At 61.5% G+C, this 26344-nt stretch carries 24 protein-coding genes and 1 pseudogene; 7 read left to right on the top strand and 18 right to left on the bottom strand.

What is annotated here, in order from left to right; translation table 11 throughout:
* Positions 1-29 precede the first annotated feature (29 nt).
* Both EO99_RS0116695 and EO99_RS0116690 read right to left on the bottom strand, forming a co-directional pair.
* Entirely contained in the window at positions 30-1907 is a 1878-nt protein-coding gene (locus tag EO99_RS0116695; protein WP_029619754.1) for a TRAP transporter large permease subunit, read from the bottom strand.
* 292 nt (positions 1908-2199) lie between these two features.
* Complete coding sequence (locus EO99_RS0116690) at positions 2200-3006, bottom strand: SDR family NAD(P)-dependent oxidoreductase (protein WP_029619753.1); 807 nt, start codon at positions 3004-3006, stop codon at positions 2200-2202.
* Between the two features lie 1050 nt (positions 3007-4056).
* On the opposite strand from EO99_RS0116690, the gene EO99_RS0116680 reads away from it, so the two are divergent.
* Positions 4057-4995, top strand: coding sequence for a TerC family protein (locus EO99_RS0116680; RefSeq protein WP_210165087.1), 939 nt, complete (start codon positions 4057-4059; stop codon positions 4993-4995).
* 356 nt (positions 4996-5351) lie between these two features.
* On the opposite strand, the gene EO99_RS0116675 is transcribed toward EO99_RS0116680, so the two are convergent.
* Both EO99_RS0116675 and EO99_RS0116670 read right to left on the bottom strand, forming a co-directional pair.
* Complete coding sequence (locus EO99_RS0116675) at positions 5352-5852, bottom strand: ribonuclease H family protein (RefSeq protein WP_029619750.1); 501 nt, start codon at positions 5850-5852, stop codon at positions 5352-5354.
* Positions 5853-6167: 315 nt separating this feature from the next.
* Positions 6168-6404, bottom strand: a complete 237-nt coding sequence (locus tag EO99_RS0116670) for a hypothetical protein (protein WP_156034862.1) — start codon at positions 6402-6404, stop codon at positions 6168-6170.
* 207 nt (positions 6405-6611) lie between these two features.
* Here EO99_RS0116670 and EO99_RS0116665 point away from each other — a divergent pair, with 207 nt between their 5' ends.
* On the top strand, positions 6612-6845 hold the full coding sequence (locus tag EO99_RS0116665; RefSeq protein WP_156034860.1) for a DUF6894 family protein: 234 nt from the start codon (positions 6612-6614) through the stop codon (positions 6843-6845).
* Positions 6846-6977: 132 nt separating this feature from the next.
* Here the strand turns inward: EO99_RS0116665 and EO99_RS0116660 are convergent, their stop codons facing one another.
* Positions 6978-7868, bottom strand: a complete 891-nt coding sequence (locus EO99_RS0116660) for a LysR family transcriptional regulator (RefSeq protein WP_029619747.1) — start codon at positions 7866-7868, stop codon at positions 6978-6980.
* Between the two features lie 94 nt (positions 7869-7962).
* On the opposite strand from EO99_RS0116660, the gene EO99_RS0116655 reads away from it, so the two are divergent.
* Entirely contained in the window at positions 7963-9057 is a 1095-nt protein-coding gene (locus EO99_RS0116655) for an aldo/keto reductase (protein WP_029619746.1), read from the top strand.
* A gap of 109 nt (positions 9058-9166) precedes the next feature.
* On the opposite strand, the gene EO99_RS0116650 is transcribed toward EO99_RS0116655, so the two are convergent.
* The 6 genes from EO99_RS0116650 to EO99_RS0116625 form a co-directional block, all read right to left on the bottom strand.
* Positions 9167-9607, bottom strand: a complete 441-nt coding sequence (locus EO99_RS0116650; protein WP_037112271.1) for a type II 3-dehydroquinate dehydratase — start codon at positions 9605-9607, stop codon at positions 9167-9169.
* Positions 9608-9618: 11 nt separating this feature from the next.
* On the bottom strand, positions 9619-10920 hold the full coding sequence (locus EO99_RS0116645) for a TRAP transporter large permease (RefSeq protein ID WP_029619744.1): 1302 nt from the start codon (positions 10918-10920) through the stop codon (positions 9619-9621).
* Positions 10917-11435, bottom strand: a complete 519-nt coding sequence (locus EO99_RS0116640) for a TRAP transporter small permease (protein ID WP_029619743.1) — start codon at positions 11433-11435, stop codon at positions 10917-10919. Before EO99_RS0116640 ends, EO99_RS0116645 begins: the two co-directional genes overlap by 4 nt.
* A gap of 86 nt (positions 11436-11521) precedes the next feature.
* Positions 11522-12508, bottom strand: coding sequence for a TRAP transporter substrate-binding protein DctP (dctP, locus tag EO99_RS0116635; RefSeq protein WP_029619742.1), 987 nt, complete (start codon positions 12506-12508; stop codon positions 11522-11524).
* Positions 12509-12656: 148 nt separating this feature from the next.
* Entirely contained in the window at positions 12657-14546 is a 1890-nt protein-coding gene (locus EO99_RS0116630) for a bifunctional sugar phosphate isomerase/epimerase/4-hydroxyphenylpyruvate dioxygenase family protein (protein WP_029619741.1), read from the bottom strand.
* The gene (locus tag EO99_RS0116625; RefSeq protein WP_029619740.1) at positions 14543-15439 is read right to left on the bottom strand and encodes a shikimate dehydrogenase; all 897 of its coding nucleotides are present in this window, start codon (positions 15437-15439) and stop codon (positions 14543-14545) included. Before EO99_RS0116625 ends, EO99_RS0116630 begins: the two co-directional genes overlap by 4 nt.
* A gap of 217 nt (positions 15440-15656) precedes the next feature.
* On the opposite strand from EO99_RS0116625, the gene EO99_RS0116620 reads away from it, so the two are divergent.
* Entirely contained in the window at positions 15657-16334 is a 678-nt protein-coding gene (locus tag EO99_RS0116620; protein WP_235776852.1) for a TetR family transcriptional regulator, read from the top strand.
* A 171-nt stretch (positions 16335-16505) separates the two neighbouring features.
* Here the strand turns inward: EO99_RS0116620 and EO99_RS0116615 are convergent, their stop codons facing one another.
* Positions 16506-18488: a putative bifunctional diguanylate cyclase/phosphodiesterase gene (locus tag EO99_RS0116615; protein WP_037112270.1), complete on the bottom strand. Its 1983-nt coding sequence runs from the start codon at positions 18486-18488 to the stop codon at positions 16506-16508.
* A gap of 558 nt (positions 18489-19046) precedes the next feature.
* Here EO99_RS0116615 and EO99_RS28775 point away from each other — a divergent pair.
* Positions 19047-19223, top strand: a pseudogene (locus EO99_RS28775) (hypothetical protein); the annotation flags it as partial.
* Positions 19224-19323: 100 nt separating this feature from the next.
* Entirely contained in the window at positions 19324-19611 is a 288-nt protein-coding gene (locus tag EO99_RS28585; RefSeq protein ID WP_156034856.1) for a type II toxin-antitoxin system RelE/ParE family toxin, read from the top strand.
* A 202-nt stretch (positions 19612-19813) separates the two neighbouring features.
* Here EO99_RS28585 and EO99_RS27520 read toward each other — a convergent pair whose 3' ends face one another.
* The 3 genes from EO99_RS27520 to EO99_RS0116585 form a co-directional block, all read right to left on the bottom strand.
* Complete coding sequence (locus EO99_RS27520) at positions 19814-20191, bottom strand: hypothetical protein (protein ID WP_156034854.1); 378 nt, start codon at positions 20189-20191, stop codon at positions 19814-19816.
* A gap of 356 nt (positions 20192-20547) precedes the next feature.
* On the bottom strand, positions 20548-22017 hold the full coding sequence (locus EO99_RS0116590) for a sensor domain-containing diguanylate cyclase (RefSeq protein WP_029619735.1): 1470 nt from the start codon (positions 22015-22017) through the stop codon (positions 20548-20550).
* 212 nt (positions 22018-22229) lie between these two features.
* Complete coding sequence (locus EO99_RS0116585; protein WP_029619734.1) at positions 22230-22433, bottom strand: cold-shock protein; 204 nt, start codon at positions 22431-22433, stop codon at positions 22230-22232.
* Between the two features lie 590 nt (positions 22434-23023).
* Between EO99_RS0116585 and EO99_RS27515 the strand changes: the two genes are divergently transcribed.
* Positions 23024-23170 (top strand): hypothetical protein, encoded by a 147-nt coding sequence (locus EO99_RS27515; protein WP_156034853.1) that lies wholly within the window; start codon positions 23024-23026, stop codon positions 23168-23170.
* A gap of 200 nt (positions 23171-23370) precedes the next feature.
* On the opposite strand, the gene EO99_RS0116575 is transcribed toward EO99_RS27515, so the two are convergent.
* From EO99_RS0116575 to EO99_RS28240, 3 genes are all read right to left on the bottom strand, one after another.
* Entirely contained in the window at positions 23371-25023 is a 1653-nt protein-coding gene (locus EO99_RS0116575; protein WP_029619733.1) for a Na/Pi cotransporter family protein, read from the bottom strand.
* A gap of 680 nt (positions 25024-25703) precedes the next feature.
* Positions 25704-25946 (bottom strand): FCD domain-containing protein, encoded by a 243-nt coding sequence (locus tag EO99_RS28245; protein ID WP_235776851.1) that lies wholly within the window; start codon positions 25944-25946, stop codon positions 25704-25706.
* Between the two features lie 15 nt (positions 25947-25961).
* Positions 25962-26174, bottom strand: a complete 213-nt coding sequence (locus EO99_RS28240; RefSeq protein ID WP_235776850.1) for a hypothetical protein — start codon at positions 26172-26174, stop codon at positions 25962-25964.
* Between the last annotated feature and the right edge of the window lie 170 nt (positions 26175-26344).

Here is a 26344-nt window from a genome sequence, read left to right as displayed (position 1 = left end):
GTTTCAATCCTCATGCAGCCTCGTCGCTCTCAAAGGAAAGCGGTCGAGAAGATCGGTACAGCAGCAATCAGGACGAGGCCGACCAGCAGTGCACCAATGTAGGGCCAGATCGCGCGCATCGCCTGGTCAGGCGGCACGTTTCCGATCTTGCAGGCAATATAGAAGCCGATGCCGATCGGCGGCGTCATCAAGCCGATGTTCATCGCGGTGACAACGACCATCGCGTAGTGGACGTCATGGATCCCGAGCGAGCGGGCGACAGGAAACATGATCGGCGCCATCAGGACGATGGCCGGCAGACCTTCGAGCACACACCCCAAGACAAGGAAAATCAGGATGGTGACGCCCATGAACGTCATCCACCCCCCCGGCAGCCCCTGGACTCCGGCCACGAGATGGGCAGCAAAGCCCGTCTGCGTCAGCGCCCATGCCATGGCAGAGGCAGCGCCAAGGATCATCAGGATCGCGCCCGACAGGGCCGCAGTTTCGACGAGCATGGCGTAGAGACGACCGGCGCCGATCCCGCCGTACAGCACCATGCCAATGACAAGCGCGTAGAGGACGGCGATCGTCGAGACTTCCGTGGCCGTTGCGATGCCCTCGCCGACCGCGGCGCGGATGATGAACGGCAGCACAAGCGCCGGCGCGGCGATCAGGAAGGTTTTCTTGATGGTCTCGAACGGGGCACGCCGAACACCCTCGGAGGCTTCGTGACGAGCTTTCCAGCGTGCCAGGACGGCGAGGACCAGCAGCAGCACCATCGCGATTGCAAAGCCAGAGGTGAACAGGCCGGCAATCGAGACGCCTGCAGCCGATCCCAGAACGATGAGAACAATCGATGGGGGCACCGTCTCGGCCATGGCTGCACCGGTTGCGAGCAGGGCGATCATTTCGGGAGGCTTGTGCCCTCGACGTTTCATCTCCGGAAACAGGGCCGGTGCGACCGTTGCCATGTCCGAGACTTTCGAACCGGAGATGCCAGAGACCAGAAACAGCGAGCCCAGCAGCACATAGGACATGCCGGCGCGCACGTGTCCGAGCAGCGACGCCAGGAATTCCACAATTGCCTTTCCCATGCCAGTCGCGTCGAGGATGCAGCCGAGCAAGACGAAGATCGGTACGGACAACAGGACAATGCTGGACATGCCTTCGTCGATCCGGCCGATCATCACAAAGATCGGAACGGATGTGCTGAACGTCAGGAAAGCCAGCGTTCCCAGACCGAAGCAGAACGCGATGGGCACACCGAGGACGAGGAAGAGCGCGACCAGCCCGACAAGGAAGAACGGGATGTTCCAGTTGCCGATCGCCTTGAAGCCAGGCATCAGCAACCAAAGCATTGCTGTCGCCACAGCGATGACGGCGATGCAGGCCGCGACTGTGACAAGACCTGTGCCACGAAGCGCGTGGAAAAGAGACAAGGTCAGCATCAAGGCGATCCCCACGGGAAGCGCCGAGGCGCGCCAGCTCATCGGGATGTTCAGCGCCGCTGAGGTGATGAAGACCTCCTCCATGGCATATTCCACGGCGGGGCGCAGCATAGCGCCGAGAAACAGCGTCACGAGCAGCAACGCAAGCGTGTCGACGCGTTGGCGGGATCGTTCAGGGAGGAAATTGACAAACAGGGTGAGGCGGAGGTGCTCGCTGCGATCTATGGCAAGAGCCGCTCCCAGCATCGCCAGCCAGAGAAAAGAGAGGGAGGCGACTTCATCGATCCAGATGATCGGGAGGGAAAACAGGTAGCGCGACACGACGCCGATAAACAACAGGGCGATGATGACCACGAGCAGCAAAGCCGCCGCTGCCTCGACCGGCCGCATCCAGGGGGACGAGGTTCGCGGCGGGTCGAGCGTCTCCAGCCCACCGAGCAGAAACTCGTCGGCGTCGCTGCCTGCTGCCTTCTCAATGCCCCCCACGCATCCACCTCCTCAATGGCACTGCGGCTTGGAAAGCAAGCGGACATCGGCGAGATCGGGCGCTCCTCAACACCCAGGGCACGAGACCCTGACCTCTCCCGACGGCTCCTCCTGCCGCCTTCGATCCACATGGTGGACCGTCACCCTTCGTTCCTGCGTTGAGCAGTTAAGACGGGATAAGTGCCGGTGGCAAGCAATTATTGACCTGTCGCTGGTGCTTCAGGACAGACTGTTCCACCTTGTGGAATGACAGCGCTCGGATGTTCGTCGAAGAGTGGTCGGATCAGGACCCCAGGCTTCCGCTCACAGTGACGTGCATGCCGCCATCGATCGGCAGCTCGATGCCGGTGATGAACTTCGCTTCGTCCGAGGCCAGAAACACCGAAGCCCAGGCGACGTCCCAACCATCGCCCTGCCGCTTCATCGGCGACAGTGCGTCCCGCCTTGCCTTCATTTCTTCGGGAGAGCCATAGTAACCGCTGATCTGTTTTTGAATGTGCGGCGTGTCCATCAGGCCCGGCATGATGGTGTTGGCGCGAATACCCTTGGCAGCAAACTCGATGGCGATCGCACGGGTAAAATGATTGAGCCCGGCCTTCGAGGCATAATAGGAGATATAGGGATAGCCCGTCCAGCGGATCGCGGCGAGCGAAGAGATGTTGATGATGGCCCCCTTGCCCTGTCGTTCCATCACGGGAAGCACTGTCCGGCACGTCAGGAAGGCACTGGTGAGGTTGACATCAAGCACCCGCCTCCAGCTTTCCTCTGTTGCATCGGCGCCGCCTCCTGGAAGGTTGATGCCGACATTGTTGTGGAGGACGTCGATGCGACGGTACGCCTCCACAGTTCGCTCGACAGCCGAACGGACCTCGTCTCCCTTGGTCACGTCCGCGGCAACAGCAAGTCCCGTGCCGCCCTCGGCAACGACCATCTCCAATGTGGCCTCTGCCGCATCACGGCTGATGTCGACGCAGATGACGCTCGCACCTTCCCGAGCATAGGCAACCGCTGCCGCGTTTCCATTCCCCCACCCCGGCCCCACGGACCCGGCACCGAAAACCAACACGACCTTGTCCTTCATCCGGTCCATAGACCAATCCTCCCCAGGCGATGATGCGCGACGTCAAATCCGACAGAATAGTCATCGCAGGTGCCGTGTCTATTCCAAGGTTCAGAACCGGCACTCCTCGGATGGCGCAAACCGATATGTCCGGGTAACCGGTTCCTGTCCGTCGTCGCGGCAGCAGTCTTCGCCTTTCTGCCGAGGGTCGCGGTCAGGTCCCGACATTGACCAGATGTCCTGCAACGTGCGGCGCGCCGATGTGCAGCAGGCAGCGGCCCCGGGGCGTGGGTGTGGAGCGAGCAGGCGTGCAGACTGTCGCTGAGGCCGCCACGGCGCGTCACAAGACTGCGCTTGCGATTGATGCTCTCCAACCCAGACGGAGCTTGGTCCTGGATGTCATCAGCGTCGTCACCGCCATGGCTCCGGTGACGGAGCCTCCGTAGACGGTGGCAGGTGACTCTGAGCTCCCGAAAGTGAGAAGCAGCACGAGGACCCCCACGAGCAGCAACACGCAAGGACGCGCAAGCAGAGACTGGCGCCCTCGCCGTCGTTGCTGGCTCGCAGCAGAAACAGGAGGTACTCGAAGGTCACGAGGATGGTCAGCGTTCAAGCCACCAGGAGATCGGACCAACGACCTCAGCCCGCTGCCCGGTAGGTCAGAAATGGTCGGATCGCTTCTCGGACGTCGGGTTCAGTGGCGCAAGACGTATTTTGCCGTCGTTGTGAAAACTCCAGGTGCGGCACGGGCCTCTGGCCGACGGCAGAATATGCTTTCTGTCTCCGTGGCACCGCGCCTTGGAACGGCCAGAGGTGGCTGCCTACCTGGACGGATGCCAAGAATGTCATCAGCGCGCCCTTGAAAGCAGTTTCGAAATCTGCATATGTCGAACTGCGGACCGGGCCCCTCTGACGTTGGATTTTCCTCGTGATGTCGGACCGCATCGAGCAAGCTCGATGTCAAGCCCGGACCGGACCTCTTGCGAGACCATGTGCGCGCGCTTTGCATCGAGTTGGTGATGCAACAGAGGTCAACACTTGGAAATTCTTCTCTTTCTCTTCCTGGGCCAGCCGCTATGGATGTGGCTTGCCTTCATGCTTGTCGTCGCGGCACTGCTCGCCTTCGATCTCGGCGTGCTCCACAAGGACGATCACGAAATCGGCGTTGCAGAGAGCTTGAAGCTCTCGGCAATGTACATTGCGCTAGGTCTCTCTTTCGCCGCCTTCATCTATTGGCAGATGGGAACGACAGCAACCGCCCAGTATCTGACCGCCTTCGTCGTGGAGAAGACGCTGGCGATGGACAACATCTTCGTCATCGCTCTCATCTTTGCCTTCTTTGCGGTGCCGCGTCAGTATCAACACCGCGTCCTGTTCTGGGGAATCCTCGGCGTCATCCTGCTACGCGGCATGATGATCGCTTTGGGTGCGACGATCGTTGAACAGTATCATTGGGTCCTCTACATCTTCGCCGGCTTCCTGATCGTGACGGGCATCAAGATGCTGTTCATGGCGGACAAGGAGCACAAGATCGAGGATAACGGCCTGCTCCGCCTCATCAAGCGCCGAATGAACGTAACGGATGAACTGCATGGCCACGACTTCTTCGTGAAAAAGCGAGATCCGGTCACGGGAAAGGTGAGACGTTTCGCCACTCCGCTGTTGCTGGCCTTGATCATGATCGAAATCGCGGATCTGGTCTTTGCCGTCGACTCTGTACCGGCCGTGTTCACCATCACGACCGATCCATATCTCGTGTATACGTCGAATATCTTTGCCATCCTTGGACTTCGCGCTCTTTACTTCGCGCTGGACGCGATCCTGCACCGCTTCGCATACCTGAAATACGCGCTTTCGGTCTTGCTGGTGTTCATCGGTTCGAAGATCTTCGTTGCCGATGCCCTAGGTTGGGAGAAGTTCCCGCCAGAATGGTCGCTGGCCGTAACCTTCCTGATCCTTGCTGCCGGCGTTGGCTTCTCTCTGTGGAAGACCGGCGCAGCCAAGGTCGATACGGCCTGACCGGCACACATTGACGAGCTGCTGACATGGTGGACTGGGCTTGGACCCTCCGCTTGGAGCCCCCTGGGCCGGTTCATTCTGCCAGTCAGCTCGTTGGGGCCGCGCCCTCCCGCTTTGCTGAAACGTCAGGTGAAGCTGCCGCGGGCACCGCAGACGGAATCCTTCGGGAACGTCTCCGGATGCAGGCAATGGCTGTTGAGGAGCAGCCGTCGCCGCTTAGGCCCCTCGTCCGGTGACGGCACATTGCATCGTTTGCAGAGCACCTCGCGATGCCCACCCGTCAGCCAAGCATCTCATCTTCGTTGACCGCCGCGTGGACGCCAAGTTGGAGGCTCTGCTGCAGCAGGAGGAAATCGTCATCGGGGCAACCGAGATCCCACGCCTGTGACGTGGCTCCTCGCCAAGCTGTCGGCGTCTTCGTTGCCGCCGACGCCGGAATGCCCCTTGCACCATGCGACCGTCACGTTCGGGTTCTGGTCGAGCAGGAGGTCAAGCGTTTGCCAGAGCGTGGCGTCGGGGATCTGGCGGCGCCTCGCGCGCGGGTTCGGATCGATCCGCTTCCAGCCGTTGTTGCGCCATATCATTCTCCACGCATGACAACCCTCGACGACATGACGGGAATCCGTCCAGAGGATGGATGCTCGTCCAGGCCAAGATGCTGCAAGCCAGGCGAGAGCCTGAACCACGGCTTTCAGCTCGAGGGAGTTGTTCGACCGGCCGTTGCTGCTGGCGTGTTCGCGATGGACAGGCAGGCCGCCTTCGAAGCCGACGAAGCCCCATCCTCCCGATCCGGACGTTGCATCGAAAGAGCCGTCCGTGAAGGCGTGTAGCTCGCGTGTCGGAGGGGAAATCTGCATGACGTAGCCGATGATGTTGCCGAATCGTGAAGAGCAATATCATGCCGCGCACCTGGAGGGACGCTCCATTCGTTTGTGGTTCTACGGCTGCCGCCTGTAAATCCGAACGATGCGCAAGATGGCACGCGCACAGGGCACCGGACGGTCACAGGCGAGGAGCAGCGCCGTCCAGTCGGCTTTGAGTGCGCTTGCGTGTCCGACCTGCCTGGCAACCTCCCATTGCGGCTTCGACCCCCTTGCGGATCCGGGGCAGATCTCAGTCATGGGGGCGGGGTCGAAAGGAGGAGGAGCGGCTGTGGCTGGCCTTGCGGTTTGCTAGTTGGCCGCTTTGTCCGATGCTTGCGGGGCTACGGCGAGGGCAGACAGGGCGGCCAGCTTGTGGCGGTCGACGAGACCCCAGCGATAAAACCTGAGGATCATTCTGGCGACCGCTTCGGGATCGACATCCTTCCCGTCCATTTCCACCATGGCCTGAAGGTAGGCCTGAGCCATTGTCGCCAGATCGTCAGGGCAGAGGATGTGCGGGAAATCACGGGCTGAGTGCGGATGCATCGTTCGCCTCCATGGCATGGGGCGAGAGGTCATCTCCCTGCCGTCGACGCCCGTGGCACATGTCGACGATGAGAGACAGTACGCCTCAAGAACAGAGATGTCGCCCTCAAATGACATGGCGGTTTGCCGGAACTATTGCTCCGGTGAAAGGTTCGTCGCAGCACAGGAAATGAAAAGGTGTGTCTTGTGCCAACATTTAGGATGCACGTGAGAGAGCAGCACGATCTGGTTGTCGATCTCGAGGGCGTGGAACTCGAAAACCTGCACCAGGCGATTGAGGAAGCGACCATAGGACTGCGCGCAATGGCCGCCGACTGCCTTACCGCAGGCCACCGGTTTACGGTGAAGAGCGTCGTGATTTCCAATGACGCGGGCGCGACCCTGGTGGAGGTGACTGCGGCTGAGGCACTTGCCCCCGTGCTGTCTGCTGCCCTGCCCTGAGCACAATCTCACGCCTCGGTGCTGGAACCTTCCGAAAGGATGGATATCTCGGCAGTCACGATCACCGCTGGACCCGCATTCGCAACGCGAATTCGGCAGAGAGATGACCTGAGCACTGCCGTTCGATCGTCGTCAGGGCGACTTCAGCGCCGCAATCAGCGCTCGAAGTGCCGGCGGCGACTGACGCCGGCTCGGATGGAACAGGTGGAAGCCGGCAAAGGTCGGACACCAGTCTGCCAAGACCTGGACGAGGGCGCCCGACGCGATCTCTCCGGCCACATCGTGCTCCATGATGTATCCGAGGCCAACTCCGGCACGGATTGCGGCTGCTGGCAGGTCGCTGTCGTTGGCGACAAGCGGCCCGGTGGTGTAGATCTTGATTTCCTTGCCCGATTTCTCGAACTCCCAGGGCAGGAGCCCGCCCGAGGTCGTCAGCCGATAGCCGATGCAGGCATGTCGCTCGAGATCATAGGGCGTGACAGGCGGCGGGCAGCGCTCGAAGTATTCCGGCGTCCCGACGACGACGGTGCGCAAGTCCGGCCCGAGCCTGACGGCGACCATGTCCTTGGCCACGGCGTCGCCCAATCGAATGCCGGCATCGAAGCCGGCAGAAACGATGTCCGTCAATCCGTCGGCGATGTTGACCTCCACGCGAATGTCCGGGTGGGCCAGGAGGAAACCCGGCAGCTTCGGGAGCAGGACCATCCTGGCCGCGTATGCGAAGGTGGTGATCCGCACGGAACCGGAGGGATTGTCGCGCCATTCCGACAAGGCTTCCAGTCCGTGTTCAATGTCCAAAAGCGCAGGGCCCAGAGACTGCAACAGCCGTTCGCCCGCTTCAGTTGGCGCGACGCTTCGCGTCGTGCGCGCCAGCAGCCGCACCCCAAGCCGTTCCTCCAGGCCGCGCATGGCATGACTGACGGCCGAAGGGGACATGCCAAGGATGGCAGCCGCCCGGGTAAAGCTGCGTTCACGAGCCACGGTCGCAAAAGCCAAGAGATCGTTGAGTTCGCCGCGCTCCATTCATGCACCATGCTCACAAGTTCATGCGCGCCGCAACTGCTAATCCGCAGCGCCTGGCGGGCGTACACTGGCGGGCGCAACAAGGAGAACGCGAATGAACCTCACCGACTACCGCACATTGGGCAGGTCCGGCCTGATCGTCAGCCCGCTGGCGCTCGGCTCCATGACGTTCGGCGCCGGCCGTTGGGGGGCCAGTGAGCAGACGTCCCGGGCCCTCTACGACCACTATGTCGACGCCGGCGGCAACTTCATCGACACGGCCGACATCTATTCCGGCGGCGAGAGCGAGACCATGCTCGGCCGCTTCCTGATGCAGAGCGGTCGCCGTGACCGCCTCGTCGTCGCGACAAAATCCGGCTTTTCGCGCGCGCAGGGCACGCCGCTGTGGGGCGGCAATGGCGCCAAGAACATTCGCCTGGCGATCGAGGCGTCGTTGAAACGTCTGCAGTCGGACTACATTGACATGTACTGGGTCCACATCTGGGACCGCACGACGCCCGCGGAGGAGGTGTTGCAGACGCTCGTCGACGCGGTCCGCTCCGGCAAGATCCTGCACTATGGCTTCTCCAATACGCCCGCCTGGTATGTCGCCAAGATTTCGACCCTGGCGCAGATCCATGGCCTGCCCCGACCGATCGGGTTGCAGTACGCCTACTCGCTGATCGATCGCGGCGTCGAACTCGATGTTCTTCCTGCCGGCCAGGCGCTGGGCCTTGGCCTCGTCCCGTGGAGCCCGCTTGCCGCCGGCATGCTCACCGGCAAGTATGGCCGTGACAAGCTTGCCGATGCAGCGCGCACCAGTGCCATGCCGGACCGCGGCTCGCCGGTCAGCGAGAGCGGCAGCGATGGGCGGTTGAACGGCGACAATCCGTTCGGCGGCATGCTGTTTACCGAGCGCAACTTCGATGTGGTCGATGTTGTCAAGGCAATCGCATCGGATGTCGGCCGCACCCCGGCAGACGTCGCCCTGAAATGGGTGGTGGAGCGACCTGGCGTAAGCTCCGTGCTGATCGGCGCCAGCCGGGTCGAGCAATTAAGCCAGAACATCGCGGCGCTGGATGTGGAACTCACCCCTGAGCAGTTGATCCGCCTTGAGGAGGCAACCGCGCTGCCGCTGCTCAATCCCTATTTCATTTTCCAGTTGCCGATCGAACAGCTGTTCGGTGGACAGAAGGTAGACCGCTGGTGACTGTACACCTTGCTCCCGAGCCCTACCGGCCTGCCTGTGTCGTATGACGCGGGGGCTCGTACAGGGCCGCAAGCGGCACTGCAATCGGCGCGCCGGCCTTTGCCTGTACTTACCGCATCTGTCTTCGGATCAACGTCTCCAGGGCCTGAACGGCCGTGGCATACCCTTGCGCCCCCAGGCCGGCGATGACCGTGGTTGCCGTCATCGAGACGTAGGAGCGATGATAGATGGGCTCGCGCCGATGGACGTTGCTGATGTGGAATTCGATGATCGGGCCCTTGAACATCTTGAGAGCGTCGAGAAGCGCCAGCGAGGTGAAGGTGAAGGCTGCCGGATTGATGATGATTCCGGCAGCCTCGTCGATCGCCTCGTGGACCCAGTCGATCAGCTTTTCCTCGCTGTTGGTCTGGTGGAATTCGACCGGACGCTCGCCCGCGGCGTCGCGGCACAAGGCCTCGACCTCCGCGAGTGTCGTTGTTCCGTAGATATCCGGCTCGCGCTTGCCCAATCTGTTGAGGTTGGGTCCGTTGAGAATGTAGATAGGCTTCATGATCTCTCCCATCAGCCCTGGTATCCGAGCAGCCGCGGCAGCCAGAGCACGCTGTCGGGGACGAAGGTGATGAAGGCAAGGCACAGCACCATCCAGAACAGGAAGGGTGCCGCATCGACGATGATGTCCTTGATCGGCGCCCCGGAGATCTTCGCCACGATGAACAGCAGCAGTCCGTAGGGCGGCGTCACCAACCCCAGCATGATGTTGACCACCACGACGACGCCGAAGTGGACGAGGTCGATTCCAAGCGCCTGCGCCGTTGGGATGAAGACCGGCACGATGATCAGCAGGATGGCCGTGCCTTCCAGAATGCAGCCGAGGACCAGCAGGATCACGTTGACAAGGATCAGGAAGCCGGTCGGGCTCAGGTCCCAGGCGGTCAGCATGACGCGGATGCTGTCGGGAATGTTCTCGATCGTGATCACGTAGTTGAAGACCAGGGCGCCGGCGATCAACATGCCGATGGAAGCCGTCGACTTGGCGCTGGCGGCCAGCGACCCGTAGAAGTCCCTGATGCTGATGCTGCGGTAGAGAAACACCGAGATGATCAGCGCATAGGCTGCGGCGATAGCGGCGGCTTCCGTCGGCGTCGTGATGCCGGAATAGATGCAGCCGAGCAGCACGACCGGCATCATCAGTGCCGGGAAGGCGCGCAGCGTGATGCGCGGGATCTCGCGCATCGGCACCGGCTCCTCGACCGGGAAATTGCGGCGCCGGGCGGTGATCACCACCTGCACCATCTGCAGGCCGGCCATCAGGAGCCCCGGCACCATGCCGGCGAGGAAGAGGTAGCCGATCGACGCATCCGACACGAGCGAATAGAGGATCATCGGGATCGACGGCGGGATGATCGGGCCGACCACGGCGGTCACTGCGGTCAGCGCCGCCGCAAAACTTGGCGTGTAGCGGCCTTCGCGCGTCATCATGCTTTGCATCATCTTGCCGCTTCCGGCCGCATCGGCGATCGCCGAGCCGGACATGCCGGCGAAGATGATGCTCTGCACGATATTGACCTGGGCGAGGCCACCGCGGAACCGGCCGACGAGGACGTTGCAGAAGTTCAAGAGGCGCTCGGTCATCGAGCCGACGTTCATGAATTCGGCCGCCAGAATGAAGAGCGGCACCGCCAGGATGACGTAGTTGGAATACATGCCGTTCAGGAACTGCTCGGCGACGATGCCCATATCGGCGCCAACGAGCAGCAGGTAGAGGATCGAGCCGCTGATCATCGACAGACCGATCGGCAGGCCCATGAACGCAAGAGCCGTGATAGCGACAAGGGTGATGGAGAAGGGACTTGCGAAGGTCATACGCCCGAGCCTGCCTTGGTTGGATCGAAGACGTCCGGTGCATTTCCCCGGAGGGCCTGGAAGGCGAGCCACAGGTAGCGGACGATCATGGCGACTGCGAAGATGACGTAGATGGAATAGAGGTAATCGAAGCGGATCTTCAGGTAAGCCGTGCTTTCCACCTTCATGAAGGTGACGTAGTCGATCACCGCCGGCAGCGATATGCCGAACAGGAAGATCAGCGCCGCCGCGCAGATGATCTGCATGATGCGGCGGCTGTTGTCGCTGGCGCCACCCCAGATCAGATCGAAGCGGATCTCGTCGACTTCGCGAACGACGAAGGCCGAGCCGAAGAGAACGATCCAGATCCACAGCGCCACGCTGACCTCATGGGTCCAGCCGATCGACATGTTCAGCGCATAGCGAAAGACGATCTGCATGATGAAGACGACGAACATCGTCAGAAGCATCAGGCACAGCAGGTTTTCCGCGCGTCGTCGCAGCCATCCGCCGATGGCCATCAGTCTTGGGGGCATGTCCATTTCTCCAGGAGGCAGCAAGGCGGATCTTCAGATCCCGCCTCGCTGCTCTTTACAGTCCACGAGCGATAGTGGCTGCGGCCTTAGAGAGCCGCCACTTTCTCCAGGATGCCCGCAGGCCAGGACTTCGCCAGATCGGAGTTCAGGTACTTCTCCTGGGCGAACTTGCGGAAGGCTTCCAGATCCGGCTCATAGATGTCGAGGCCGGCGGCGCGGAACTCCTCGAGCAGGGCCTTTTCCTGCGCGACATGCTTGTCTTCGCTGAACTTCATGGCCTTGTCGGCTGCCGCCTGGAAGGCCTGCTGCTGTTCCGGCGTCATCGCGGTCCAGGCGTCGTTGGAGATGACCAGCAGGTCATAGCCGATCAGGTGCGACGTCAGGGCGATCTGTGACATGACTTCGTAGAACTTCATGTTCTTGACGTTTGGCAACGGATTGTCCTGGCCGTCGATCGCGCCCGTCTGAAGCGCGGTATAGACTTCCGCATAGGCGACCGGCACGGGGTTGGCGCCAAGAGCCTCGCCGAGGAACTGCCAGGCATCGCCGCCTGGCATGCGCAGCTTGATGCCGGCCATGTCCTCAGGCGTCATGATCTTCTTTTCCGGCTTCAGTCCCACCTGGCGGGCGCCGAAATAGGTCGGGCCGAGAATATGGACGCCGAGCTGGTCTTCGGCCATCTTCTTGAACTCGGCGCCGACGTCGCTGTTGAAGAAGGCGCTCAGATGGGCCGCGTCCCGGAACAGGTACGCCGAGGTCAGCACCGACCATTCGGGGATCTGCTTGGAAATGTCCTGGGGGGCAATATTGCCCATCTGCAGGTTGCCGCGCTGGATGGCGACGAGTTCCGTACCCTGCTTGAAGAGATTGCCGCCATAGTAGGGCTCGAGGGTAAAATCATCTTTGATGTCCTCGGCCAGCATCTTGGTCATTTCGGCGCGGATGTCCTGCTCCGAGAACACGGCCGAGAACTTGAGCGTCGGCTTGTCCTGGGCGAGCGCCGGAACGGTGAATGCGGCTGCAGCCAGCATAGTCGCACCGAGAATATAGCGGCGTGTGAGATTGAAGTTCATGGTGTCTCCTCCTGTTGTATCTGCATCATCCGCTGATCGGATAATGTCCTCCAGATTATCGTCACTCCGTAAAGCGTTTAGAATGTACGGAATGGTTCGTTTAGTCAATTGATTGTCTGGTTCGGCATTTCCTCCATCGCACCTGCGCTCAGGCTATTGGCATTCCCTCCGGCCTGATCTGTTTTTTCAGCGCCGCAATCCGGAAAATCGCGTTCGCAGCGCCATAGCCGCGATAGCCGCTGCGCTGGACGATCTCGAAGAAGAAGCCTTCGCCGTAGGTGCCGCTGTAGAGCTGGAAATATTCGCCGTGCTCGTCGCGGTCATAGAGGATGTTGCCGGCCCTCAGCCGATCGGTCAGTTCCGGATCGAGACCGAAACGGGCTTCGACGTCGCCATAATAGTTCGATGAGATCGGCAGGGCCTTGAACCCGTTGGCATGCAGTGCCTTGGCCGTTGCGAAGATGTCGTCGGTGCGGAAGGCGATATGCTGGATCCCGGACCCGAAGGTTTCGGCGATGAAATGGCCGGCAAGCGTGCGCCGGTTTTCCGCGCCGTTCATCGTGATGCGAAGGGTTCCCTCACCATTTTGGATGACTTGGCTGCGCACCACACCCGAGGGGTCGATGATGTCGACCATCGGCGACTTTTCGGTCTTGAAGATCGACGTGTAGAACAGGAGCCAGGTTAACATCTCCTCGTAGGCCACCGTCTGTGCCACATGATCGACGGCCAGAAGTGCGGCCGATTGCGGCGCAGCGTCGTCTTCGGCGGGCTGGAAGTCTATCTCCCAGATGCGCCCCAGGCTGGACTTGGCGTCAACCAGATAGATCAGCGCGCCGCCGACGCCGCGGATGGCGGGAACGTCAAGCTCACCCGGGCCGACGGGCTGACTGAAGGGCTCGGCTCCGAGCGCCACCGCGCGTGCCATGGCAGCCGTTGCGTCTTCCACCTGAATGGCCATGGCATAGGCCGAGGCACCGTGAACGGCGTAGGCAGTGCTGGCAAAGCCAATCTCTTGCCGGTTGACAAGAATGCGGACATTGCCCTGCTGGTAGACGCTGACATTCTTCGTCTTGTGCTTGGCCGTCCTTCGAAAGCCGAGCGACTGCAGCATCACGATCAGCGGCTCGGCATCGGCCTTGCCGACCGAGAATTCGATGAAGGAGACGCCGGCAACCGTCGCGCGGTCAGGCATGGACGGTACCGTCAGGCTTGCAGACTGCGGCTTTCGTCGCACCTGGTCGCCCAGATAGACCAGCGAACGATATCCGTCGGCGGCGATGGCTTTCGGCGAGCCGCCACGGAACTGATCGTTGAAGATCTCCAGCGAGAAATAGCCATCATAGCCCGTCGCCGCGACGGCCGCGACGAAGTCGGCGACCGGCAGATCCCCCTCGCCCGGCATGTTGCGGAAGTGCCGGCTCCAGTAGAGCAGATCCATGTCGATCAAGGGCGCATCGGCCAGTTGTACGATGAAGATCTTGTCCTTCGGCACCGAGCGGATGGACCCAATGTCGATCTTGCGGGCAAGCGTATGGAAGCTGTCGAGGATGAGGCCGATATTGGCATGGTCGGCGCGGCGGACGATCTCCCAGGCATCGCGATGATCGAAGATGTGCTTGCCCCAGGCCAGCGCCTCGTATCCGACCTTCAGGCCACGCCTTGCCGCCCTCTCCCCCAGTTCGTGAAAGTCTGCAGCAGCACGATCGATGCCGCCAAGTGAGACGGGCGAGACGTTGGAGCAGACGAGAACCAGGTCCGTCCCGAGTTCCTGCATGATGTCGAACTTGCGTTCGGCACGATCGAAGGTCCGCGAGCGGTGCGGCTCCGGCATGCCTTCGAAATCCCGGAACGGCTGGAACAGCGTGATCTCCAGCCCGTGATCGCGAACCATGCGGCCGACATCGCGCGGACTGCCGTCGAAGGCGAGAAAATCGTTCTCGAAGATCTCGACGCCGTCGAAACCCGCCTTGGCGATTGCTTCCAGTTTTTCCGGAAGCTCGCCGCTGATCGAAACGGTGGCGATCGAGGTCTTCATGAGGCGGCTCCCGCGGCAAGCGCAGTCTGCGGTGGAACCTGGCTCAGTTCGGAAAAATGCCGTCGCATCCGGTCGGAATCCGGCTTGATGCCGGTGAAGAGTTCGAAGGCCTTCACGGCCTGGTAGACTGCCATGCCACCGCCATCGAGCACCCTGCACCCGCGATGCCCGGCCTCTGACAGCAGTTTCGTGAGCAGCGGGAAGTAGACGATCTCGGCGACCCACAGAGCCGAATGGAGCAGACTGGCCGGCAGGGGCAGTCCGGGATATTTGACCATGCCCGTCGGGGTCGCATGGATCAGACCCGAGGCTCTCGCCATGGCCATCGGCAAATCGTCTCCGGCCTCGACGACGGCGTGCGCAAAATGTCTTTGCATCGTCTCTGCCAGCCCGGAGGCGCGGGCATGGTCCTGATCGAAGATCGTCAGCCTGGCGGCGCCGGCGCGGAGAATGGCAAAGGCTGTCGCCGCACCTGCCCCGCCTGCGCCGAGCTGAACGACAGAACCGAGATCAGCGTGCGGCAATCCCAGCCGAAAGCTTTCGGCGAACCCCCACCAGTCGGTATTGTGCCCGTGCCGCCTGCCGTCGCGAAGAACGATGGTGTTGACGGCACCCAGAACCATTGCTTCCTCCGTCAGGGTGTCGAGGAGACCAAGGACCGCCTGCTTGCACGGATGGGTTACGTTCAATCCACCGAAGCCTCTCGCTTCGGCATCGGCGATCACATCGGGAAGCTGATCCACACCGACCTTCATCTGGTCGAGGTCCAGAAGGTCGTAACCGTAGTCGAGTCCTTGCGCACGTCCTTCCGCGATATGCATCGCCGGCGTCAGTGATGCCTGAATTCCCTTGCCGATGAGTCCGGCGCAAAAGGATATATTCTGTGACTTCATTTCGTATTCGCCGAGGCCAGGAGCGCTGGGGATCCTTGGCAGGCGGCGCTCCTCCCGAACAACCGGCGGCATTCGACACCGCGTCGGCAGCTTTAATGTACGAACTAGTTCGTGTCAATTCTGCCGACCATTGAAACCGCTTCGCAAGCCTCTTATGACGTAACCATTGAAGCGCGAGCCGGCATCGGCTCTGCAGACCGACGGCGGACAAGTGACTGTGAGAACACCTGTGGAGCGTGAAAGCCGCAAGAACGACCCGGAAAAGACCAAGGACGACATCCTTGCCGTCGCGACGCAGGAGTTTTCGCAATACGGGCTGTCGGGTGGGCGCGTCGACGCCATCGCGGAAAAGACCCGTACCTCCAAGCGGATGATCTACTACTATTTCGGCAGCAAGGAAGGCCTCTACCTGGCGGTGCTGGAAAAGGCCTACCGGAAAATCCGGTCGCTCGAGGCAGATCTGGAATTGGCCGACATGCCCCCTGTCGCGGCGTTGCGGACTTTGATCTCCAGCACCTTCGACCACGATGAGAACAACCCCGAATTTGTGCGGCTGGTGAGCATCGAAAACATTCACCACGCCAATCACATGAAGCGATCGACGGAGATCGGCGACCTTAATCTGTCGATCGTCAGGACGATCAGCGACATCCTGGAGCGGGGTCGCCGCGAAGGGGTGTTTCGCCGCGAGGTCGACGCCGTCGACCTGCACATGCTCGTTAGCGCCTTCTGTTTCTTTCGGGTCTCCAACCGGCACACCTTCGGCACCATCTTCCACCGCGATCTTTCAGAACCGGATCTGTATGCGCGGCACAAGCAGATGATTGCCGATGCGGTCATTGCCTATGTGACCCACGCGCCGGAAGAGCGCGAAGCGATGCCTTCAAAGGCATAGCGATCGGGGGAGCCGTCCAGGCACTGCCGTTTCCGGCAATACCAGTCAGCGATTTGGTTATGATACGGAACGGATGCAGCCGGCAGTTTTCCTCTCAGCGTGAAAAAGCAAACCCCATCGGGGCCACGAACGAGGAAATGGGGCAACGACGTGTAGTGGATGGCAAGAGGATCAGCCGGCCGCCGCGGGGTATCCGGACATTCTCGCGCGCATCGTGCCGACGGGGGCGGGCCGGCCCAGATAGTACCCCTGACCCAGATCGACCTGCAATCGGTGCATCAGGGTCAGATGCTCTTCAGTCTCGATCCCTTCGACGAGAATCCTTGCCCCGATATTGCGTGCAAGCCTGACGATGTCGGCCAGCATCACCGCTCCCTTCGATGTCCCCGACCCGTGGAGGAACGACTTGTCGATCTTGACGCAGTCGAAGTCGATCAGCCGCAGCCAGGACAGGCCGGCAAAGCCCGTCCCGAAGTCGTCGAGCCAGATCTTGATGCCAAGGCTCTTGAGGTCGCTGATGCAGCGCAACAGGCTTGACTGGATCTCCATGTCCTGGCCTTCGGTGATCTCGAACGCCAGGCGGTCGCCGCCAATGCCAAACTCGCTCAGCGTCAGCGCCACCCAGGCCGCAAATCCCGGCATCTGCAACTGCAGCGGCGAGACATTGACGCTGACGACCAAAGCCTGGTCCCGGACCAGGATTTCCTCGCAGGCCCTGCGGATTGCCCACTGCCCGAGTTCGATGATCGCACCGGTGCGCTCGGCAACCGGGATGAAGGTAGACGGCGAGATCGGCGCCCCATCCAACATGCGAAGGCGCATGAGCGCTTCCACGGCAGCGGGCTGGCCGCCGGATAGGTCCAGTACCGGCTGATAGACCATCGACACCAGATCCTGTGCGATCGCGATCTTCAACAAGGCCGCGATGTTCTCGCTGTCATCGCTGTTGTTTGGATCATCGGGGTCAAAGAGCTTGACGCAATTTCGTCCGGCCGCCTTTGCGCTGTAGAGCGCCCGGTCAGCCTGGTGGATGACCTTCTCCACTCTCGGGGCGCTGTCGTCCTTGGTCAGGGCTGCGCCGACACTGACTGTGACCGTCGCCGTGCCGTCCCGCCGCTGTTCGTGGCGCAGCGCAAGACCTTCAACAGCGCCGCGAATGACTTCGGCAAACGCTGCGACGTCCTCATCCCGGTTCAGGCCGACAACGACGATAAACTCCTCGCCGCCGTAGCGGCCAAGGGCGGCGCCATGGCGCGTGGAAAGGTCCCGTAGTGCACCGGCCACGCGCACCAGACAACGATCACCATCGAGATGGCCATGGTGGTCATTGTATCTCTTGAAGAAGTCGACATCGATCAGGAAGACCGCGAAGGGGGTCGCAGCACTCTGCCACTTGCGCCAGTAGTCACGCAATGTCGCGTCGATGGCACGGCGGTTGGCAAGACCGGTCAGGGGATCGGTATTGGACAGTCTCAGCAATTCTTCCCCTCGCTCGGCCGCTTCCTCCTGTCGGGCCTTCGCCGCCAGGGCGTTGAGAAAGACGTGGTAGCGCTCGTGGTTCAGCTTCCAGTTCACGTAGGAGGTGAAGATGAAGCAGGAGAGGCAGAAGATCCCGAACGTGAGCTTGTAGACCTGCCCTTCCTGCGGAAACGACAGCAAGGCGGAAAAAAACAGGAAGACGATGACCGCCGATGCCATCAAGGACAGGCGGAACGAAAAATTGAAGAACAGGCCGATGCTCATCATGAAGATGGCGCCGAACACCATGTAGTATGACATGATCTCGGTCTGAGCGGTCAAAAGGGCGCTTGAAACCCAGCCACCATAGGCAAGGACAAGGGCCAGTGCTGCCGTGGCGTCAATCGCGTCGGCACTGCCGCCGCGGCGTACCTGCCATTCCATGGCCGCCAACATGATGGCGGAAATGATGAACCGGATTGTGACCGTGATGGAGGCGACATCGGGGATCAGCAGGAGATCGCTGATCGAAAACAGCAGATAGACCAGGACCGCAATCCATAGCCCCTGACGCGTCGTTTGCCTTCGCGGATCGGCCAGATGCGCTCGGTAGAGAGCCCGAAGCATGGCGTTTGGCTGCCCACGCGGGTTGCGCGGCACATCGCTATAGATGGCGTCTGTCACTGTGTGCATCATGCACGCTCCACCGCTTTCACTGCTGTGGTTGTCATCGTCGTCGTCGCCCAAGGCCGTTGCCATGTGCAGGCCTACAGCTCGGATTCGACGGGCATGTCCTATCAGACAAAACTAATGCAGGAGTAAAAATTGCCGAACGGGCTTAACGTTTTGCTGACACGCGCGGCCAGCAGGGGAGCCGCAGCGTCGCCGAGCAAGCGAACCGCAACCGCTCCTTCCGGAACCTTCCGCCCTCTTCTTCATTCACAGCTAGCGTCATCTTCTAGACGCATCAGGAACGCGCGGTTCAGTAATTGGTGTTTCCGAGCCGGGCGTTCCTCGTTCCTGCGACCAGTGGCTCCTCCGTGTTCGCCAGACCGGCGATGAGCGCCGCATCGTCGCCGCTTGCTTCAAGGGCAAATTTCACTGCTAAAGCAGTTCAGGGGGTTCGAAGAACCGCCTGAACTGAATATCGAAGCGGGTTGCCTTGGAGGCAGGCCCAGGAACGGGATCAAGCGCCGCGACAAGAACGGAGTAAAGCGGGAAAAGTGTAGGGTTGGTCTGCTACCCACATCTGTGATGATGTGGTTTGTAACTTTGGAGGTTTCCATCAGCCGCCTAACAATCGATATGCCGGACCAACAGCACCAAAGCCTTGAGGCGCTGGCGGCATTGCAGGGCAAGACCATCAAGCAATACGCTCTCGAACGCTTGTTTCCCGGCGACGCTGAGGCCGATCAGGCAATGCGGGAGCTTAGGGAGCTCCTTAGAAATCGCATCAATGATGGGCTATCGGAGAAGGTGTCGACCAAGACATCGGCGAAATTCTCGATGAACAACTCGGCGAGGATCACGCTTGACGGCCTGCGTTCTCACAAGCGAGGCCGAAGCTCATTTACGCGGCATAATCCGATACACACGCAAGGAATGGGGCACTGCCCAGGTGCGCCGCTATTTCGGCGATCTGGAAGAGGGCATAGCGACTCTTGCCGCCGGACAAGGCCTCTTCACGGATATGGGCGAAGTCCCTTTGAGGAAGCTCGTCCACCCGTCCTTCTTGATAGACGCCAGTCGCCTGGTCTTTTTTCATCCTGTCGGATCCCAGGCCCGATCTGCTCGCCGGCGACAGCATGGGTTGCCGTGAGCGTTCCGCCTTCATCGCCTTGAGCATGGATTGCGCCACTGCTCCGGTACCGGGGTTCTTCTTAAGTGCGAGGATGGCTGGTTTGAACCCGTCCAGCGCCCTGCAGCCGCAGTCGCTGATGGCTCAGAAGCGCCTCAACCCCGGCCGCGGCCAGGAGTGCGCGGCGCTCGCAGCGGCTCCGGCGACCGCCCTCCAGGTCCTGTCATCGCATCGGCCACAGTCGATGGTTGATCTGCGCTGCCAGCAGGGGCGCCGCAGCAGCGCCAAGCAGCCCGAGCCGCAGCCGCCGCACGACCTTGCCTACCAGAACGGTGATGGCAATCGACGTGGCGATCCGCGACAGGCTTGCGGCGCTAGACGCTGCAGCCGACCGATCGATGACCTGCTGCCGGATGACGGCGACCTGTGCGTTCATCTCGGCGACCTGCTTCTGTAAATCGGCGAGCTCCCGCCGCGCCGCCACCAGATCCCCGCGACCGGCGTCACCACCGGCGCTAACCCTCTCGTGATCCCTTGCCGGCGTTGCGCGTCGTGGCCGTTGGGGCTTGCCGTTGACGCTGCTGGCATCTTTCCCTGTCATCAATCGCTCCTGCGCGCTGTTTCCTGCCGCCCTGTGCGCGTGCCCAACGAGAACGCCAAAAGCCTCAAAAGGATGCAGGGCCGGTTCTGCCGATCACCAACTTTGCCGGGGGGCAGGAAAACGGCGGTCCTCAGCATCAAGACGAACGCGCGCCCCGCAGGGCTCATGCGCCGGGTTGCCCGTCGTGCTCGACGTGGATCCGGACCTGCCACAGGTGCGCTTCATCCGCGTCTTCGGCTGTCCGTCCTTCAACGGCTGACGTTTATCGCAGATCGAACGGCTGCAGATCGCAGCAGGACGTGGCGATCTGGGGCATTGCGGGCCTGGAGAGGCGCAAGACCATCCGCCCTGTACGATCACGTCTCTCGACGTCCTCCAGCGCCCCGTTGCGTCAGCCCCGATGCTGCATAGAAGGCCCTTTTCTGAGCGTACATCGACTGATCCGCCCGTTTCATCAGCGCTTCGATCGTTTCCCCATCCTCGCTGGTGGCGACACCAACGGAGATGCTGATGGGCGCGTTGGAATAGAACTGATTGTTGATCTTGAGGAGTTCCTGGATGGCTTCGACCATTGCGGCAGCGGCGAGGCGGTCTGCGCCAGGCATGAGCAGTGCGAACTCGTCTCCACCGATACGGGCGGCATGATTTGGGGCTGATACCACACCGTTGAGGACCTCCCCAAGGCGTCTTAGAAGTGCGTCGCCCGCGTCATGGCCAAGTTCGTCGTTGGCTTCCTTCAAGCCGTTGAGGTCGACGACGATCGCCGAGACCGGCCGCAAGGACTTCCTCTCCAGCCGGTTGAGCTCTTCCATGTAGAAGGCCCGGTTGTGCAGACGTGTCAGCACATCGTGCTTGCCCAGGTACTCCAGGTATGCCTCGGCCTTCTTGCGCGCCGTGATGTCGGTCAGGGCGACCTGAACCAGCGACCAGTCGTGCTCATGGCCGGGAAACACCGAGAACTGCAGAAGCACGTGGCGTTCGGAGCCGTCGAGGGCATAGTTGAGGACTTCACGCTGATGAAACAGGTTGCCATGCCATAGATCGATCAGCTGTTCGCGAAACGGATGCGCCATCCCATCGCGGAAGATGTCGCCAAGCTGGCGCAACAGCGTCGGGCGATCGGGAGCGGCAAACAGCTCCAGCGTCGCCCGGTTCACATCGATGACGCGGATCTCGCTCATGCATTGCTGAACGAACTCGGGATGCACATCCAGGAAAACGCGAAAGTCGATGATCCCGCGATGGCGCACGTCATCAAGCAACGTCTTAATGGCACTGAAGTCCTCCATCCAGAGAGACACCGGAGAGTGTTCGAACATCGCCCTGGCATGGCGATGATTGGCCTGCTCCTGCCGCCTGGCATCCTCACGCGCCGTGACGTCCTCCGTCGTCACCAGCACCCGTTCCCAGGAGTTTTCGTAGCCTGGAAGGACGGCTCCCCGCAGCTGGATATCCAGTCGCCGACCATCGAGGGCGTAATTGGCCGCACTGCTGCAAAACGCTCCCCGGCCCTCCCATAGGTGCGTCAGCTCGGTGATGTGGGTGTCCAGCATGTCGTCGCGGAAGATGCGGCCGAGGTTCAGGATCAGATGCTCCAGATCGTCCGCCGCAAACAGCTCGAGTGTCTTCTGGTTTACCGCCAGCACGCGGATGCGCTGGGAGCACATCGCCACCCGGGCAAGATCCTCTTTCAGGTAGGATCGCAGGTCTGTTACGCCTTCACTGCGCCATTGCTTGAATAGGGCCTGAACGTCACTGAAGTCTTCAAGCCACATGGCAACCGGCGCCAGCTCGAAGATGCTGCTGTTGTCAGAAAGCGTTCTCATGAAAAAAACCTGCGCCGCCTCAATTGCCCGCCGGGACACACCCGAAGAAACCGCGATGCTAGAACAAATTGGTAAACCGTTTATCCGGGCCACAGCAGGGTCGGCGCAAGGCACCTGAATGCAACAGGGGCCCGCTCGCGCGCAGCCAAAGGGTGCGGTGGACGCGCCGTCTCGTCCCCTTCAGGTCGACCGGCAGGAACAGGCGCGATGCCCTAGATCAGCGTGACGTTTTCCGCCTTCGACTTGCCGGTCTTGCGGTCCTGTCCGACGTCATAGCTGACCTTCTGGCCCTCCCGAAGCGATCCGGCGGATCCGATCGCCGAGACATGAACGAAGACGTCAGGACCGCCGGTGTCCGGCGTGATGAAGCCAAAGCCCTTGTCCTCAGCGAAGAACTTTACGATACCAGTGGCCATGTCATCCTCCTTGACTGCTGCCTCTGATCATTTCAGTAGCGTTCAAGGCAGGCTACGGCAAGGTTCAAGTTGCTCAACAGGACAAGGCGCGCCGATGTGGCACCCGATTGACGGGCTGCGGGTGCGGCGTTGGACGATGCCGACCGCGAGGGCAGCAAAGCCAACAGCCAGGGCGTGTAGGGCAATAGGCTCCACCGGCTGGCCTGCCGCCGGGCCATTTCCGGTCGCCGACCCTGCCGGCCCGCTCTCCTGGGTGTCATGACACTCACCGCCTTTGAGCCGCGGCGCTAATTCTATCCTAACCATTTTTGCGGATAGTCCGCCGGTTTCGCTTTGTGAGAGACGTGAAGTTCAGGAATGCTCACCTTGCCCGACCAGCCTGGCTGGTCGGGCGGTTTTTTAAAGCCACCCGGGGTGATCTTGGCGAAATACAGCCGCTGTCGCCGCCTGTCCGTTTCCCCGTCATTGAGCCGCGATCAAAGATCAGGGCGCAAGGCGCATTAACCTTACTGCGTAGGCTTACCTATAAGGTAGCGTTGTGCGCTACAGGCCGACGTGCTTTGGCTTGCTCGACAGAGGAGAGCAGGGACATGGCTGAGACAATACCCCAGAACGTCTTCGAGAGGCTTGAGCGCGAATGGCGCGTGATCGAAGCGGAGCGCCCTCGTCCTGCGCCCAAGGACGCCGCAACCGAGACAACGCCCACACGTCGTCTTCGTATCGGTCGGGTCGATTGATCGTCGTGTCCATCGTCAAGGGCGGGAGCCGTGCATGAATGCTCGCGCTCGCGCTGAACATGCTAGGTCACGGATCATCCAGGCATCGGATGATTGCAGGAGGCACGCCGGACGCTGATGGCACCGGTGGGCGAAATTGCCTCTCTTGGTCCCGCCGAAGGGCGAGGACAAGCAGTCCTGGCGAGCGTCGCATTCCCAAGTCAAACCTTCGGCGCCCCGTGACGCAGACGGCTCTCGCGCAGCAGTCCACTGTCATCGAGGATCGGGTGTGCGACCGAGACAAGATGCGCATTGATGCGCTTCAGGTCGCGCAGGATGTCAAGGTGCAGCGAACTCGTCTGCAGGCTCTCGATGCGGCCGTCGCGAAGACGCTCCAGATGCCGCTCGGCGGAGAGCTTCTCCGCCTTTCGCACATCGACCTTTATCTCCATCAGGCGCAGCGCCAGGTTGAGGTCACCGGTCACGATGATGGTCTGCGCCGTGCGCAGGTTCTCGATGGTCAGGTCAAAGAGGTTCTTGAGCTCCTGATAGCCGGCCTCGGAGAATTTCAGATTGCTTGACACTTTCTTGCGAACCTGCTCGCCAAGGCCCTTCTCGATGATGTCGCCCACATGTTCCAGATTGATGGCGTAGTCGATAATGGCACTCGAGCGGCGGGTGTCGTCGCCGGCTCCCGGTTGCCAGCCAAGCTTTGACAGATAGACCTTGACGTCCTGCTGCAGGCGGTCGACCCGCTTTTCCAGCGCCTCAATCTCGGACAACGGCGCCAGGTCATTGTTCCGGAATGCGCTTTCGACCCGCACCAGCATTCGTTCGACCAGGTCGCCGACGGCGAGAACCTCTCGCGTGGCATTGGCCAGCGCCACCACCGGGGTCGAAAGCGCCTCCGGATCCAGATATTTCGGACCGGTGTCGGGATCTTCCTGTGTCGGGATGGCGCGTTTCATGGCATCCGACAAAAGGCCGGAGAAGGGCCAGGCCACAAGCGCAAGGGCGATGTTGAAGGCGAGATGGGCATCGACCGGCAAGCCTTCCGGAGCCAGTGGTAGCAATGACAGCCCCTGCGCCCCGTAGTCGACCAGCGGCAGCGCGATCAGGCAGCCGACGGCGCGAACGACGAGGTTGCCGGTGGTGATCCGCCGCGCCGAAGCAGGGGCAGACAGCGTTGCCAGCACGGGCGCAACGGCCCCGCCGAGATTGGCGCCCAGGATCAGCACGATGATCAGCGCGGTCGACAGGATGCCGGTCCCGGCAAGCGAGAGAACCAGCACGACAACCGCAAGGCTCGACGAGGAGATGATGGCAAGGCCCGCTGTCAGCGCAAATGCCACAGGCCAGGCGCCGTCAAGCAGCTTGATGAAGGCGGCGAGCGCGGGCGACGCGCGCATCGGCTCGGTGGCAGCCGAGAGGAGGTAGAGCGACAGGAGCATCAATCCGATGCCGATCAGCGCCGTGCCGCCGCCCCTGCGTGCCGTCGAGCCCCCCTTCTGAAGCGCGACACCGGCGATGATCAAGAGCGGCGACAGCCATTCGATTCCGGTCGCGACGACAAAGGCAGTGACGGCCGTCCCGACATTGGCGCCGAGCAGCACGATCTGCGCCATGCGGGCGCGGATCAGGTCGCGTTCGACAAAGGATGCAACGGTCAAGGCGGTCGCCGTGGAGCTCTGCAGGGCGATGGTGGCAAGGAAGCCGGCAGCAAAGGAACGCAGGCCGCTTTGTGTGCCGGAGGCAAGCCCGGTCCGCAGCCTGGTGCCGAAGGCACGGGTGACGCCATCCTTCACCTGGGCGAGGCCGAAGAGCAACAGGGCGACCGCGCCGATGAGATTGATGATGACAATGGTCGATTGCATTGCAGATTCCAGTCGGTTGCCGGGGTAATTCGGGTGTCGGCTAACCAAATATGATCTATCTCCTGCAGAATGGAAGCGGCGCCTGTGTACTTTCGTCGCCACCAGCGACGCCTTGGCGAGGCGCGTGTCCGCTCCGGGGCATGCCGGGCAAAGCCTGGTGGAAGCGGGCGCCACCCAGATTCACCAGGGGTCTCTGCGACCTAAGCCCCCGTGTGGAAGTGGCCTGCCCGGCTTCACCGTTAGGGCCACGTCCTTGTCATGTCCGGTCCCGTCAGGCCTGACGCGCAGCAGAGACCGCATCATCCTGCTGCACCAGCAACAACTGCGATACGAGAGACGGCATCCGGCACCGCCGCTATGAGAACGAGACCTTGGGCTAGGCGATCGACGCTGTCAGCCTTGATGGCTTTCGGGAGGAGCATTGCGGCGCACTCCACGGATGCCTGCGTCCCTGCCGCCGGCACCAGCTCAGGGTGCGCAATTGCATGAAGGCGCCCTGCCGCGCATGGCGAGATCGATGCCGCAGTGCGGCGGGCGATGCCGAACGCACGCGGTTTCTGCCTCGCCACCCATCGCCGGGCAAGGCGATCGGTCCGGGAGTTGATCCCGACTGTAGCGGCCCGGAGCGGACCTGCGGGTGGACCGGGACGCTTCGTGTCCTCCAGAAGAAAGGCTTGCGCTCAGCGCCCAAGGGTTCCGCCCAGCGCCAGAGTGAGGGACTGTTCGATGTGAAAGGCCAAAGCCCTGGTGGCGGCCTCGGGTTGCTGCTCGAGCAGCGGCTGTAGAAAATCCAGATGCTCCTTGATAACCCGGGTGGCATTTTGCCTCGTCACGCGCACCCGCGACTGCGCCGACATTCGGATCTTGATGGCGGTGACGCGGTACACGTTCGAGATGAGACTGTTGTCCAAAGCGTTGACCATCCGGGCGTGCATCTTTCAGTCGAAAGGCTGGACATCGCGCAAGAACTCCGACAGGTCAGACCCGTCCTCGTGCGGCAGCATCGCACCGGCACCGATGTGCCAGTCGATCCATTCGGACACGTCGCCTTCACCAAGCCTCCCAAGCAGGTCCGGCACCGCGTTGATCTCGACCAGCCGGCGCATCTGATAGGCTTCGCGAATAAAGGTGACATCGAGGCTTGGCCCCATCAGCCCCCGCTGCGGTATGGTCTGCAGAGGCCTTCTGCCTCAAAGCGCGGGATCGCCTCGCGAACCGCCTAGCGTCACTCCGGTGATTTCCACCAGTTCCCGCTGTGAGATAATCTGGCAGGGCCTCGGCCTGCCCCAGTTGAGCAGGTCTTCGATGCGTTCATAAGCGA

The sequence above is a fragment of the Pseudorhizobium marinum genome, assembly GCF_000705355.1.
Lineage (GTDB): Bacteria > Pseudomonadota > Alphaproteobacteria > Rhizobiales > Rhizobiaceae > Neorhizobium > Neorhizobium pelagicum.
Note: the sequence above shows the minus strand (reverse complement) of the source record. Positions and strands in the feature narration are given on the sequence as shown.

What these genes read in the sequence shown, in the direction of transcription:
- EO99_RS0116690 (WP_029619753.1), bottom strand. Translation starts at nt 3,006, where the DNA reads ATGGACCGGATGAAGGACAAGGTCGTGTTGGTTTTCGGTGCCGGGTCC.
- EO99_RS0116680 (WP_210165087.1), top strand. Translation starts at nt 4,057, where the DNA reads ATGTGGCTTGCCTTCATGCTTGTCGTCGCGGCACTGCTCGCCTTCGAT.
- EO99_RS0116675 (WP_029619750.1), bottom strand. Translation starts at nt 5,852, where the DNA reads ATGCAGATTTCCCCTCCGACACGCGAGCTACACGCCTTCACGGACGGC.
- EO99_RS0116670 (WP_156034862.1), bottom strand. Translation starts at nt 6,404, where the DNA reads ATGCATCCGCACTCAGCCCGTGATTTCCCGCACATCCTCTGCCCTGAC.
- EO99_RS0116660 (WP_029619747.1), bottom strand. Translation starts at nt 7,868, where the DNA reads ATGGAGCGCGGCGAACTCAACGATCTCTTGGCTTTTGCGACCGTGGCT.
- EO99_RS0116655 (WP_029619746.1), top strand. Translation starts at nt 7,963, where the DNA reads ATGAACCTCACCGACTACCGCACATTGGGCAGGTCCGGCCTGATCGTC.
- EO99_RS0116650 (WP_037112271.1), bottom strand. Translation starts at nt 9,607, where the DNA reads ATGAAGCCTATCTACATTCTCAACGGACCCAACCTCAACAGATTGGGC.
- EO99_RS0116645 (WP_029619744.1), bottom strand. Translation starts at nt 10,920, where the DNA reads ATGACCTTCGCAAGTCCCTTCTCCATCACCCTTGTCGCTATCACGGCT.
- EO99_RS0116640 (WP_029619743.1), bottom strand. Translation starts at nt 11,435, where the DNA reads ATGCCCCCAAGACTGATGGCCATCGGCGGATGGCTGCGACGACGCGCG.
- dctP (WP_029619742.1), bottom strand. Translation starts at nt 12,508, where the DNA reads ATGAACTTCAATCTCACACGCCGCTATATTCTCGGTGCGACTATGCTG.
- EO99_RS0116630 (WP_029619741.1), bottom strand. Translation starts at nt 14,546, where the DNA reads ATGAAGACCTCGATCGCCACCGTTTCGATCAGCGGCGAGCTTCCGGAA.
- EO99_RS0116625 (WP_029619740.1), bottom strand. Translation starts at nt 15,439, where the DNA reads ATGAAGTCACAGAATATATCCTTTTGCGCCGGACTCATCGGCAAGGGA.
- EO99_RS0116615 (WP_037112270.1), bottom strand. Translation starts at nt 18,488, where the DNA reads ATGATGCACACAGTGACAGACGCCATCTATAGCGATGTGCCGCGCAAC.
- EO99_RS27520 (WP_156034854.1), bottom strand. Translation starts at nt 20,191, where the DNA reads ATGACAGGGAAAGATGCCAGCAGCGTCAACGGCAAGCCCCAACGGCCA.
- EO99_RS0116590 (WP_029619735.1), bottom strand. Translation starts at nt 22,017, where the DNA reads ATGAGAACGCTTTCTGACAACAGCAGCATCTTCGAGCTGGCGCCGGTT.
- EO99_RS0116585 (WP_029619734.1), bottom strand. Translation starts at nt 22,433, where the DNA reads ATGGCCACTGGTATCGTAAAGTTCTTCGCTGAGGACAAGGGCTTTGGC.
- EO99_RS27515 (WP_156034853.1), top strand. Translation starts at nt 23,024, where the DNA reads ATGGCTGAGACAATACCCCAGAACGTCTTCGAGAGGCTTGAGCGCGAA.
- EO99_RS0116575 (WP_029619733.1), bottom strand. Translation starts at nt 25,023, where the DNA reads ATGCAATCGACCATTGTCATCATCAATCTCATCGGCGCGGTCGCCCTG.
- EO99_RS28245 (WP_235776851.1), bottom strand. Translation starts at nt 25,946, where the DNA reads ATGGTCAACGCTTTGGACAACAGTCTCATCTCGAACGTGTACCGCGTC.
- EO99_RS28240 (WP_235776850.1), bottom strand. Translation starts at nt 26,174, where the DNA reads ATGGGGCCAAGCCTCGATGTCACCTTTATTCGCGAAGCCTATCAGATG.